General features: G+C 37.2%; 12 protein-coding genes. All 12 read right to left on the reverse strand.

What is annotated here, in order from left to right; genetic code table 11:
• Positions 1-90 precede the first annotated feature (90 nt).
• On the reverse strand, positions 91-1050 hold the full coding sequence (locus tag MHH85_RS14625; RefSeq protein ID WP_193738759.1) for an ABC transporter permease: 960 nt from the start codon (positions 1048-1050) through the stop codon (positions 91-93).
• A 1-nt stretch (position 1051) separates the two neighbouring features.
• Entirely contained in the window at positions 1052-2095 is a 1044-nt protein-coding gene (locus tag MHH85_RS14630) for an ABC transporter permease (protein WP_340707597.1), read from the reverse strand.
• A 1-nt stretch (position 2096) separates the two neighbouring features.
• Positions 2097-3644, reverse strand: coding sequence for an ABC transporter ATP-binding protein (locus tag MHH85_RS14635; protein WP_193738757.1), 1548 nt, complete (start codon positions 3642-3644; stop codon positions 2097-2099).
• Positions 3645-3837: 193 nt separating this feature from the next.
• The gene (locus tag MHH85_RS14640) at positions 3838-4899 is read right to left on the reverse strand and encodes a BMP family lipoprotein (RefSeq protein ID WP_340707598.1); all 1062 of its coding nucleotides are present in this window, start codon (positions 4897-4899) and stop codon (positions 3838-3840) included.
• Between the two features lie 48 nt (positions 4900-4947).
• The gene (locus MHH85_RS14645) at positions 4948-5676 is read right to left on the reverse strand and encodes a GntR family transcriptional regulator (RefSeq protein ID WP_340707599.1); all 729 of its coding nucleotides are present in this window, start codon (positions 5674-5676) and stop codon (positions 4948-4950) included.
• A 186-nt stretch (positions 5677-5862) separates the two neighbouring features.
• On the reverse strand, positions 5863-8112 hold the full coding sequence (locus tag MHH85_RS14650; protein ID WP_340708182.1) for an FtsK/SpoIIIE family DNA translocase: 2250 nt from the start codon (positions 8110-8112) through the stop codon (positions 5863-5865).
• Between the two features lie 141 nt (positions 8113-8253).
• The gene (locus MHH85_RS14655) at positions 8254-9921 is read right to left on the reverse strand and encodes a ribonuclease J (protein ID WP_193738753.1); all 1668 of its coding nucleotides are present in this window, start codon (positions 9919-9921) and stop codon (positions 8254-8256) included.
• A 113-nt stretch (positions 9922-10034) separates the two neighbouring features.
• The gene (dapA, locus tag MHH85_RS14660; protein WP_193738752.1) at positions 10035-10928 is read right to left on the reverse strand and encodes a 4-hydroxy-tetrahydrodipicolinate synthase; all 894 of its coding nucleotides are present in this window, start codon (positions 10926-10928) and stop codon (positions 10035-10037) included.
• A 13-nt stretch (positions 10929-10941) separates the two neighbouring features.
• Positions 10942-11982 (reverse strand): aspartate-semialdehyde dehydrogenase, encoded by a 1041-nt coding sequence (locus MHH85_RS14665; protein ID WP_340707600.1) that lies wholly within the window; start codon positions 11980-11982, stop codon positions 10942-10944.
• Positions 11983-12060: 78 nt separating this feature from the next.
• Positions 12061-12648 carry a dipicolinate synthase subunit B gene (locus tag MHH85_RS14670; protein WP_193738750.1) on the reverse strand — a complete coding sequence of 196 codons (588 nt, stop codon included), beginning with the start codon at positions 12646-12648 and terminating at the stop codon, positions 12061-12063.
• Positions 12641-13456 (reverse strand): NAD(P)-dependent oxidoreductase, encoded by an 816-nt coding sequence (locus tag MHH85_RS14675; protein ID WP_193738749.1) that lies wholly within the window; start codon positions 13454-13456, stop codon positions 12641-12643. The genes MHH85_RS14670 and MHH85_RS14675 overlap by 8 nt, the downstream gene beginning before the upstream one ends.
• Complete coding sequence (locus MHH85_RS14680) at positions 13453-13722, reverse strand: YlmC/YmxH family sporulation protein (RefSeq protein ID WP_193738748.1); 270 nt, start codon at positions 13720-13722, stop codon at positions 13453-13455. The genes MHH85_RS14675 and MHH85_RS14680 overlap by 4 nt, the downstream gene beginning before the upstream one ends.
• Positions 13723-13783: the final 61 nt, after the last annotated feature.

Consider the following 13783-nt stretch of genomic DNA (forward strand, 5'->3'; position numbering starts at 1 on the left):
AATGTATGTACAAATACTTGCTATTAAAGAGTCTTTATTCATAAAGAAAAAGACTGAGCGAATGCCCAGTCCCTTCTTTTTAATGAAAAATTAACGCTTACCTTTAATATATGGTTGGCCAACTGCTTTAGGTGCATTTGCCTTACCAATAAAACCAGCAACAGCGAAGATTGTTAATACATACGGTAAAATATGCAAGTAAACAGCTGGAATATCTTGAATATACGGAATCGAGTTCCCTGCTATACTTAATGATTGCGCAAATCCGAAGAAAATTGCCGCTCCTAAAGCACCAAGTGGATGCCATTTACCAAAAATCATTGCTGCAAGAGCCATGAAACCTTGACCATTAATTGTTCCGTGGCCAAAATCCCCAGAAATTGTTTGCGAATAGATCGCACCACCAATACCACCTAAAACACCTGAAATGATAACGGCGATATAACGCATTTTAGTTACATTTATACCCATTGTATCTGCAGCAGTTGGATGTTCTCCTACAGCACGTAAACGTAAACCAAATGGTGTCTTATAAATAATTACCCAAGCAAGAATCGCTACCGCAATTGCTAGAATTGAAGTTCCATAAACATCCTTAAAGAACATAGGTCCGATTAATGGAATATCCTCTAGATAAGGAATATTAAAGCGAGGGAAACGAACTTTGATCATATCTGTTTGCCCTTTATCGTAAAGCATTTTCACAGAGAATAATGCCACTGCAAGACCAAGTAAGTTGATTGCTACCCCTGAAACCGTTTGATCGGCACGGAATGAAATAGCTGCTACTGCGTGTAATATCGAGAAAATACCCGCAACAAGTCCACCTACTATTAATGCAATCCAAGGTGTCCAAGCACCAAATGTATCGACATATGTTAAGTTAAACACGATCCCTGCAAATGCACCTACTACCATTAAACCTTCAAGCCCAATATTAACTACGCCCGAACGTTCAGAGAACACACCACCGATAGCTGTTAAAATTAGAGGCGCTGCATAAAAAATTGCAGTAGGAACTAGGAAATATAACACTTCCAAAAAGCTCATGTTATTTCGCCTCCTTTTTCTTGCTCAATCTTTCAAGGAATACTCTAATGATATAACCTGAAGCTACAAAGAAAATAACTAATGCTATTACAATCGAAACGATTTCTACCGGAATTCCTACGTTCGGCATATTTAATGATCCGAATTTTAATGCACCGAATAATATTGCTCCTAATAATACGCCGAACGGTGCATTTGCACCGAGTAAAGCAACTGCGATACCGTCAAAACCGATACCTGTAAAGCCTGCTTGAACTGTCATATTACCGAATGTTCCTAGTGCTTCCATTGCACCTGCAAGACCTGCAAATGCACCTGAAATTACCATAGCAAGAATAATATTATTTTTAACATTCATACCTGCGTACTCAGAAGCATTTTGGTTAAATCCAACAGCTTTAAGTTCGAAACCACGTTTTGTTTTCTCTAAAATAAACCACATAATAACAACCATTACTAAAGCGATTACAAAACCGTAGTGCATACGTGAATAATCTGTTAAATTATCTAAAAAAGTCGAACGTAATGATGCCGATTCATGAATCATCGGTGTTTTTTCTCCATTATCAGAGAGTGTCTTAATCACTGCGTTGGCGACATGTAGTGCAATATAGTTCATCATAATTGTAACGATAACTTCATGCACTTGTAATTTTGCTTTTAATATCCCTGGGATAAAAGCCCAAAGTGCTCCTGCTACTGCAGCTGCTAATATAGCTAACGGAAGGTGAATTATAGCTGGTAATTCAAAAGCATAACCTACATAAGCAGCTGCTAACCAACCCATAATTAATTGACCTTCAACACCGATATTAAATAAACCTGTGCGGAATGCAAATGCTACTGCCAAACCTGCTAAAATATAAGGTGTAATTTGTCGGACAGTTCCACCAAGCGTAAACATATCCCCAAAGATACCTTCCCAAAGAGCAATATAGCCTTGTACAGGGTCATAACCACTTACAAGCATAACAATTGCGCCGACAAGTAATCCTAGTATTACTGAAATCACAGGGACGAGGATATTAGTCAATTTCTTCGACATGTTATTCGTCACCATCCTTTACTTGTCCATTGTTTAATTGTCGACCTTGACCTGCCATTAATAGACCTAACTCTTGCTCAGTCGTTTCATTTGGCGTCACAGTATCGATAATTTGACCATCATATATAACTGCGATTCTATCAGAAACATTCATAACTTCGTCTAGTTCAAATGAAATTAATAGAACTGCCTTTCCATTATCACGTTGTTCGATTAAACGTTGGTGTATGAATTCGATTGCACCGACATCTAAACCACGTGTTGGTAATGCAGCAATTAGTAAATCTGGATTTCGATCTACTTCACGACCAATAATTGCTTTTTGTTGGTTACCACCTGATAATGCACGAGCAGGTGTAACTTCACCATGACCTGAACGAACATCGTATTCTTTCATAATTCTTTGCGCAAGTTCAGAGATTTTGCTATAATCTATTACTCCAGCTTTTGCAATTGGAGACTGATAATAAGTTTGTAGTGCAATATTGTGGCCGATTGGGAAATCTAATACTAAACCGTGCTTATGACGATCTTGTGGTATATGACCAACACCAGATTCCGTAATATCACGCGGTTTTAAATTTGTGATGTTCTGATTGTTTAACGAAACTGTGCCTGACTTAACTTTACGGAGACCTGTTATTGCTTCTATTAATTCGGACTGTCCGTTACCATCAATACCAGCAATACCGACAATTTCACCACTACGTATCGAAAGATTTAAACCTTTCACTTTTTCAATATTTCTGTAGTCAGTTACGACTAAGTTTTCAATTTTTAAAATTTCTTCTTTTGGATTAGCCTTTGCCTTTTTAGTTTTAAATTCAACTTGGCGTCCAACCATTAATTCTGCTAATTGATCTGGAGATGTTTCTGAAGTTGTTACAGTTCCAATACCTTGTCCTTTACGGATAACAGTGACCCTATCTGAAACTTCCATAATTTCTTGCAATTTATGAGTGATTAAGATAATAGATTTACCTTCTGCAATTAAACGTTTCATAATTTGAATCAATTCTGATATTTCTTGTGGTGTTAATGACGCTGTAGGTTCATCAAAAATAATGTTTTCTGCCCCACGATACAACGTTTTAATAATTTCTACACGTTGTTGCATACCGACTGAAATATCCTCAATTTTTGCATATGGATCCACATTCAATCCATATTTTTCAGATAGTGCTTTTACTTTTTTCGCTGCATCTTTGATATTAACAATGCCCTTTTTAGTAGGTTCACTACCTAAAATAATATTTTCTGTTACTGTAAAGTTTTCAACTAACATGAAGTGTTGATGAACCATTCCAATACCTAAGTCATTCGCTACATTCGGGTCAGAAATTTTAACTTTCTTTCCATTTACACGAATTTCCCCAGCTTCAGGTTGATAAAGTCCGAAAAGCACGTTCATTAAAGTCGATTTTCCTGCACCATTTTCTCCAAGCAATGCATGAATTTCGCCTTTTTTCAGCTGAAGGGTGATATTATCATTAGCTACAAAAGATCCGAATTGTTTCCGAATACCTAGCATTTCTATCACATATTCCAATGTGTTCACTCCCTTGGACACTGTAAATTATATTTGTTGTTATTAATAAATTAACATAGGTTAAAAAAATTAATACAGGAAAGATTTTGAAATTCAAAAAAATTCAAAACCTTTTATCTATTAATTTATGCAGATAAAAATCATCATAAAGACTAATAGTTAACTAGCCTTTATGATGACGACTTAACTTAAATTATTTCTTTTTTTCTACTTTTTCTGGAACTTTAATTTTACCGTCAGCGATTTGTTTAGCATAATCATCGATTTTTTTCATAGTTTCATCTGAAATAGCACCATGAGAATCTGCTAATGCCATACCATTGTCTGATAAACCGTAAACTAAAGTTTCTCCACCTGGGAATTTACCTTCTTTAGCTTGTTTCGCAACGTCTTGTACTGCAACATCTACACGTTTCATAACAGAAGTTAAAGTAACGTTAGTTTTATCGTTAACTTGTCCTTCTTTGTATTGGTCAGCATCTACACCGATTACCCATACATTTGCATTAGGGTCTTTAGTTTTACGTTCTTTTGCTTCAGTGAAAACACCATTACCTGTTGCACCAGCAGCGTGGAAAATTACATCTACGCCTGTAGTAAACATACGGTTAGCAGTTGTTTTTCCAAGTTCTGCTTTATCAAAAGCACCTGTATATTGAACATCAACTTTAATATCAGGATTTACAGCTTTAACACCTTCAACAAATCCAGCATGGAAGCGGTTAATTACAGGAATATCAAGACCACCTACAAAACCAATTTTGTTTGATTTTGTAACGCTAGCTGCAGCTACTCCCGCAAGGAATGCACCTTCTTGCTCTTTGAACAAGATAGAAGTTACGTTTGGAGCATCAACTTCAGCATCAATAATTGAGAATTGAGAATCCGGTTTTTGATCAGCAACTTCTTTGATAGAATCAGCCATCAAGTAACCTACACCGAATACAAGATCAAAGTTACGACGTACCATACTAGTTAAGTTCGTGTTGTAATCTGAAGAAGACGTAGATTGTGCGTAGTCATAACCACCGTCACCTTTTTTCAAATCATTGTCTTTACCGAATTTTTGGATACCTTCCCAAGCTGATTGGTTGAATGATTTGTCATCCACACCGCCAAGGTCAGTAACCATTGCAACAGAGAAGTTGTTTTCTTTGTCACCTTTAGAAGTATCATCTTTAGAACCACAAGCACCTAATAAAGTACCAGCAGCTAGTACTACTGAAAGTGCTAAGCCAAATTTACGTTTTTTCAATTGGAGTCCCCCCAAAAGTGTTTGATGTTAGCAGGAATGCATACAGTTTTACACACGTTTTCGAACTACATGGAAGCTAAATTTATCAGCTCTAAAATAGTTTTTAGAATATAACACCACTCGATCGTTATCATCATAGTGGAGCTGTTTTAGAACGAGGAGAGCTGTTTCAGGCTCACACTCTAAAATTGGAGATGCTTGGTTATGAAAACCAACCGGATCGATAAATGTGATTGCATACGCGACATGAATATCACCAGATTCTTCTATCGCAGAAAAGATTGAAGAATCTTCACGAGTTGAAAAATCATTAGGCAAATACTTTGAAGGTACTTGGTCCACACAATAGACTACGGGCTCTCCGTTCGCAGTACGAACTCTTTCAATTGATATGATAGTTTCGTCTTCTTCGCAATGAAAGCGTTTTACATCTTCCTCAGAAGCTGGCAACCCGAATGAACTTAAATAGTTTGTTCCGGGTTCCATTCCAGCATTTATGATCATAGAAGAAATACTTGATAAATGTTCAATTCCTGATGTAAACACAGGTTTTGGATTTACAAATGTTCCTACTCCATGTCGACGAATAATGATGTTTTCTTCTTCCAACAGTCTAAGTGCCTCACGTAGAGTGGCACGACTGACTCCAAGTGTCCTGGATAATTCGAATTCAGATGGGAGTTTTTCTTTTTCTTTAAAAACTCCTTTTTCAATATCTTCTTTCAAACGATCAATTACTTGGAGATACAAATGCCGACTATCTGTTTTAATCGTCATACATACCACCACCTAGAGAGATCAGAGATCAGACATCTGACGTAAAACATTCCTACTAATTCGTTACTATACCATTATTATTTAGGTAAATAAATAGGTTTTTTTAAAAACTGTGCTAAAACAGTTTTTTTTTTTTATAACTGTAGTTATTTTAGTATTTTTTTGATACAGAAAATTTTACCATTATCATCTTCCGATAAGGACTTGACGTGGCTTGCTTTTTTCAGCAGGACCTACAACTCCTCTTTCTTCCATCTGATCCATTATACGAGCCGCTCTAGCATACCCCACTTTTAACTTTCTTTGCAAATAAGATACCGATGCCGTTTCTTGATCCATTACTAATTGTACTGCCTCTTCATACAAATCATCTGTGTCATCTAAGTTCTTTAGATCGTCCTCTTCTGTTGGAATCATCTCTTCTTGATATTGTGCTTTTTGTTGACTAATAACAAAATCAACAACATCCTGTACTTCATTATCTGATAAAAAGGCCCCTTGGACTCGAACAGGTTTCGATTGTCCTGCTGGTAAAAATAGCATATCACCTCTTCCAAGAAGACGTTCTGCTCCGCCCATGTCTAAAATTGTACGAGAATCAATTGAAGAGGATACTGCAAAAGCAATTCGAGATGGAATATTTGCTTTTATGACCCCCGTAATGACATCGACACTTGGTCTTTGCGTTGCGATAATTAAGTGAATACCTGCTGCACGTGCCATTTGGGCAAGTCTAGTAATGGAATCTTCTACATCACTCGAGGCAACCATCATTAAATCCGCTAGTTCATCAACAATAACTACAATAAATGGTAATTTTGGATGTTTCTCTTCATTTTCAGCATTAAACGTATCAACATGCCCATTGTAGCCTTCAATATTACGTGTTCCTGTATGTGAAAACAGGTCATAACGGCGCTCCATTTCAGATACAACTTTTTTCAAAGCTTGAGAAGCTTTACGTGCATCTGTAACAACTGGAGCTAACAGATGCGGAATGCCATTATAAACATTTAGCTCAACCATTTTCGGGTCAATCATCATGAGTTTCACTTCATGAGGTTTTGCACGCATTAATATACTTACTATGATGCCATTAATACAAACACTCTTACCGCTACCTGTGGAACCAGCTACCAATAAATGTGGCATTTTATTTAACTGGGCCAACTTCGCTTCACCTGTAATATCTCTACCTAAACCAATTAGTAGTTTGGCATTAGGTTGATTATTTTCTTTTGCTTCTAACACTTCACGCAAACTAACAATTGCCACTTCTTTGTTTGGTACTTCGATACCGACAGCCGATTTTCCCGGAATAGGTGCTTCAATACGTATATCTTCAGCTGCTAATGCTAATGCTAAATCGTCTTGCAAACCGACAATTTTACTTACTTTAACGCCTTTATCTGGAAGTACTTCATACTCTGTAACAGCTGGACCTAAATGTACTTCTGTTACGGTTGCTTTCACACCAAACGATTGAAAAGTTTGTTCAAGCTTTCGTGCATTTGCTTGAATCAATGTAAATTCTCCACTTTGATCAACATGTGGTGGTGGTTTTAACAAAGACATTGCCGGTAATTGGTAATTGACATTTTCAATAACCTCATCACCCTCCATTGGTTGAATCTCTATTTCTTCTTCTGGTTCTATATCCTGAGGTATTACTTCAGGTTCTACAATACGTTGTGTAAAAGCTGAAATAATCGGTTCCTTATGGACAGGAAGCTCTACGTCTGTGGCAGCTTCAAGATTTTCTTCAATTTGTTGCGTTGCCTTATCTTTTGCAGATTTACGAGCGCGACGTGATGAAGCTTTTGGTGCTTCTTGTTTTTGCGGAGTCCTTCTTGCTTGTTTCGCGCTTTTCGCTTGGGTACGACGTTCTCTCCATTTTGTTTGCCATTCAGGCATCTTTTGCATTAAGTATGGAACTAATGCCTTCCCAGTTAATAAAATGATCCCAATAAATAACATTAACCAACTAGCAATAGAAGCTCCGGCAGAGTCAAATAAAACAAAGAAGCAAGCAAATAATAAAGCGCCTACTATCCCTCCACCAAGTGATAGACTACGTTCTTCAATACCACCACTCGTTATGAGTATTCTCCATGTTTCTTTTAATACGGAATTACTTCCAATTTCATTTCCATTTAGTAATTGTTCAAACAGTGCAATATGACTAAATAAAGCTAGACTCCCTAATATAAAAGCACAACCTAGAATTGTTCGGTTTTTCATATTCGGAACGGTTCTACGAATCATTAAAATAAGGGCACTAAGAATAAGCATAAATGGTACAGCAATTGACCAATTACCAAATAAAAACATAGCAGTTGTTTGAAAGAATCGGCCAACTAACCCATATTCAAAGAATGTAATGATGGCAATTCCCACCAATAGGAGACCGATGATTTCATACATCAGAGGGTGCATAGTTAGTTTTTGTTCTGGCTTTTTAGGTTTTGTTGCTTTTTTCTTTTTTGTAGCCAATTTTCTGACCTGCCTTTCTTTTTTAAAGGAAAAAAGGATTTCCCACCATAAATCGGCTAGGAAATCCTTTGTATCCGCTACGCATTAATATTCCATAATAATCGGGATGATCATTGGGCGGCGCTTTGTTTTTTGGAATAAATAGGAATTTAGCGTATCACGGATTTCTTGTTTAATGTTTGTCCATTCATACGTACCTTTATTCACATACTTTTCGACAACATTCTTCACTAGTGCTGCAGACTCTTCCATTAGTTCTTCTGATTCACGAACATATACGAATCCTCTAGATAAAATTTCCGGACCTGAAGCAATTTTTTTGTGTTGACGGTCAATAGTAACAACAACAATAAAGATACCATCTTGACTTAATAATTTACGATCGCGTAAAACGATGTTACCGACATCACCAACACCAATGCCATCTATTAAAACATTACCAGCAGTTACACGGCCGCTCATACGCATTTTTCCGTTTTTGTATTCTACAATATCGCCTTTATCAGCGATGAAAATTTGCGCTTTCGACAGACCTGTTTCTTGAGCAAGTTTAGAGTGTGCTATTAACATACGATATTCCCCTTGAATAGGAATAAAGTACTTTGGTTTCATAAGATTAAGCATTAATTTGAGGTCTTCTTGCGAACCATGTCCAGATACATGTACCTTTTTATCGGCTGACATTACTTTAGCGCCTGCTTTGGCAAGGCTATTCATTGTTTCAGCAATTTGTACTTCCATACCTGGAGAAGGTGTGAAAGTAATCAATACAGTATCAGAAGGTTTAATGCGAATATCACGATGATGCTTACGAATGATTTTCTCAAGACCTTCTAAAGGCTCTCCTTGATTACCTGTTACAATTGCAACAATTTCATTTTCAGGGTAATCATTGATTTTACTTACTGGAATAATTCTTTCTGGATCAACAGAAAGATAACCTAAACGCATACCAACTTCAAAAACATTTTCTAGGCTACGACCTACAACAGCAATTTTACGATTTGATGCTGCCGCTTGATCAAATACTTGTTGAATACGGATGAAATTTGATGCATAAAGTGCTACAAGGATTCTTCCTTCTGCACGATGGAATGTTTTTGATAATCTTTCACGGATAATCGATTCTGAGATTGTATATCCTGGGCGTTCTGCTTCTGTTGAATCAGACATTAAGATGAAGACACCCTCTTCACCAAGTCCAGCCATTTTAGCGATATCGGGCTTGTACTTACCTTGTGCTGATTGGTCAAATTTAAATTCACCAGTGTGTACGATTGCACCTTCAGATGTATGGAACGCAACGCCAAGTGAATCTGGAATACTGTGCGTTGTATGGAAAAACGTCACATACGTCGTTTGGAAATTCATACGACTTTTGCTTGTCACTTCAAAGAATTTTACTTGTTGTGGAGCGGGCAATTCTTTTAAATGTTCTTTCGCTAAAGCAATTGTAAGTTTTGAACCATATACTGGTGCATTGACTTTTTGTAATAGGTACGCAATTGAGCCAATTGCGTCTTCATGACCATGTGTTAAGAAGATCCCTTTTACTCTTGTTTTGTTTTCTTCTAAATATGAAATGTCTGGAATAACAAAATCGATTCCTAGCATCTCATCCTCTGGGAACATTAGTCCACTATCGACTACAAATAGCTCGTCATCAATTTCAACGACATACATTGCTTTGCCGATTTCACTAACCCCACCTAGAGGTATTACTCGTATTACTTCATTTTTTGTTTTAACCACTTGTTTTCCTCCTAAAAATAATCCCGAACAGCATCCACTTGTTTTTATTATATCGGTAGTAGACCGTTTTCACAAACAAAAAAAGAATGGGTTTTATCACCCATTCCATTTTTTTATTGGAACTGTTTTTGTTTTGCTAGATAATGTTCCCAAACTATATCAAAATGTGCTTTTTCTTGTTCAGTCAATTCCACTAATGGCAACCTAACTGTTTCAGATGAAATATTTAATTTACTAAGAGCATATTTAACTGCCGTAGGATTCGGAGTTGCGAACAAGGCACGAATTAAAGGTAATAATGCTTGATGTATAAATGCTGCATCCTCATGGCGCCCATCTTTAAATGCTTGAATCATTTTCTGCATATCATCCCCAACAACATGTGCCGCTACAGAAATAATACCAGAACCTCCAACCGCTAAAAGCGGCAAAGTTAAACCGTCATCACCCGAGTAAACTTTGAATCCAGCAGGTGCACCTGCTAGAATTTCTGTCATTTGATCAAGACTACCACTTGCTTCTTTCACAATTTGTATATTTGATATTTTACTTAATTCTAGAATTGTTTCAGGTAATAGATTTACAATTGACCGTCCAGGAATATTGTAAAGCATAACCGGTAACGTTGTTTCTTTAGCAATCGCTGCAAAGTGAGCATACATACCGCGCTGGCTAGGCTTATTATAATATGGTGTCACGAGCATAACCCCATCAACACCAGCTGCCTCAGCTTCTTTTGTTGCTTGAATCGATTCCGCCGTATTATTACTTCCTGTACCTGCAATTACTGGAACGCGTTTACGTACGGTTTCAACAACAAACTGGATAAGATGCATTTTCTCTTCATGTGTTAATGTTGGCGATTCTCCAGTTGTACCACAAACAACAATTGAATCAGTCCCTGTTGCAATTAGATGTTCTACTACTTTTGCCACCATTTCATAATGGATAGAGCCATCTTCGTGAAATGGAGTAATCAATGCTGTTGCTACATTCCCTATATTCATATATGATGCCCCCCTAGATTATACCTTCTTCAATCAAAGCTTCTGCGATTTGGATAGAATTAAGTGCCGCACCTTTTAAAAGGTTGTCAGCAACAATCCATAAATGGAAGCCATTATCCTTCGCTAAATCTTTGCGAATACGGCCCACAAATACTTCATCTTCGCCTTCTGCATAAATTGGCATTGGATAACCTTGTGCAGTAATATCGTCAACTAGTAATATACCAGTAGCGTTTTCAAGTACCTTCTTTACATCTTCGACTGACACATTATCTTTTTCTACTTCAATATAAACAGATTCAGAGTGTCCTGATACAACTGGTACGCGTACACAAGTTGCTGCGACTGGAAGCTCTGGCATATGCATAATTTTCTTCGTTTCATTAATCATTTTCATCTCTTCGTATGTGAAGCCATTTTCAGTGAAGACATCAATTTGTGGAATAACGTTTCTAGCGATTGGATAATGTTTTTTATCGCTTTTAACTGGTAATACATTCGCTTCCACTTCTTTACCTTTTTCCCACTCACCACTTTGTGTTTTAAGCTCTTCAATGGCATTTATACCTGAACCAGATACTGCTTGATATGTAGATACGATTACATTTGATAAACCAAATGCTTTTTTAATTGGTTCTAGTGCTGCTACCATTTGAATTGTTGAACAGTTTGGATTGGCAATAATCCCTTTGTGTTTAGCCAAATCACCTGGGTTTACTTCAGGTACAACAAGCGGTACTTCTGGATCCATTCGGAAAGCACTTGTGTTATCAATTGCAACAGCACCACGTTTTGCTGCTTCTGGTGCTAACACTTTTGATACAGCACCACCTGCACTGAATAGCGCAATATCTACACCTTCAAATGCTTCAGGTGTTGCTTCCTCAATCGTGTATGACTGACCATTAAATGTAATATCTTTTCCAGCAGATTTTTTTGAAGCTAATAATTTAATCTTACCAATCGGAAATTTACGCTTAGTAAGCTGCTCCATCATTTTTGTCCCTACTGCTCCTGTAGCTCCTACGACAGCTACTGTATATTGCTTAGTCATCATACATCTCTCCTCAACTCAACATTGATAATGGCGCTATTGTATCATAATTTTTCATAATTGTGTATAAAAATTAAATTATTTAGTATATTGAATCAATAATGGTTGGAATTGTTTCTTTTCTAACGCATTTATTACTGTTTCATTTATTTTTGTAAAATCGGAAATTAATGAATTTGGCTTCTTATATGGGTCGTCTTGCCCAAATGGTATAAAGAAAATATTCTTCGTATTTAGGAGTTTCATGAGATTCATTCCATTTAACCCCAAAGCATCATTCGTAGAAACTCCGATGACAACTGGGCTACCGTTACGAAGTGTCGCTTTCGCTGCCATTAAAACTGGGGATTCTGTTGCCGCATTAGCGAATTTACTGAGTGAGTTCCCAGTCATCGGTGCAATTACCATACAATCTAGTGGATTCCTCGGACCAAGTGGCTCTGCATCCGCCATTGTCTTAATCACTTTATGACCTGCAACTTCCTCTATTTTCGCAATCCACTCTTCCCCTGTACCAAATCTGGTTGCCGCATGCAATACTGAGTGGGTAATAATAGGCACCACTGTTGCACCCTCATCTCTGAGATGTTTGATTTTTGGTACAACTTCTTCATACGTACAATGTGATGCAGTTATGCCAAAGCCGATGCGCTTCCCATCAAGCATGATGTCCCTCCTTATATTTTGCATTATGCAGTTCAATCGTTTGAATTAGTAAATCTGCAGCATCTTGGGGGAAAAATTTCCCGGGCAATGCTGGTAATTGTATATAGTCAAAATCAGGTTGTTCTTCAAAAGCCAGACATCCTGGAGCTGATGCTAAATCAAACACTGTAGTAGATGATTGTAACTTCTCACTAAAAGCGCTTGTAAGCCATTTTACAGGGATTGTGTTAATGATATAGTCGGATTTACTTTCAAAAGCCTCAGGCGCCAAAACAGAAGCTTTATAACCAAAAGCTTCCGCCTCATATATTTGAGTTGCTGAGCGTGCCATAACATGGATTGTAGCACCTAGGTCTCTACATAATGCAGCAGTCATCTTTGCTACTCTTCCAAATCCTGTAATAATTAGGTGTTGCCCATCCATTGATCTTTGTTCATGATCGTAGAATGATCTGAGCATCCCTTCTGCAGTGAGCTTCGCATTTTGCCAAATAAATTGTTCGTCTTCTAGGTAGTAAACAGTTTTTGTAGTAGATAACTGTTGTTTAAATTCTGGAGTCGTTCTTCCAACAAACAACATTGCATTCTCTGCCACACTAAAAAAACTATTCATATCTGATGACCATTTAGGTGGGTGAATAGGTAAAACAATGCGATTTGGTTGAAGCTTTTTGCTCAACATTAAAAGCTCTTCATTCCACTCATCAGTATATTTGTACACAACCGTTCGATTAGGTTTTGAAAGTTGTACTGCAAGCTTTTTAAAACGTGCGTCCGTTCCTATTAGTAGCCATCTTTCTTCAGTCATTCTGTTAACCCCGAATTCATTGGTTTTACTTGATTAAATAGAATTCGATCTTCCCCAATGAGAACAATTTCATCCCAAGGGATATATTCTTGCATTTTTGGTGATTTTGCTTTAAATGGAATTCGATGCCCTCTATGAATCATTTCAAAACCAAAAATTTGACCTGTTTTTGGGTCAAGTAAACACTCGGTCTCAGCCAAAATACCAAAACGTATGCCATCATTCATTTGAATTAATTCTTTTTCAGCTAACTCTGATAAGAGCATGCTTCCCCTCCTTTTCGCATGTATATTATGTATATGCTTTTGCCTTGTTTTTAGTGATTTT

Origin of the sequence: Viridibacillus sp. FSL E2-0187 (genome assembly GCF_038006425.1) — a bacterium.
In the GTDB taxonomy this organism is placed as follows: domain Bacteria; phylum Bacillota; class Bacilli; order Bacillales_A; family Planococcaceae; genus Viridibacillus; species Viridibacillus arvi.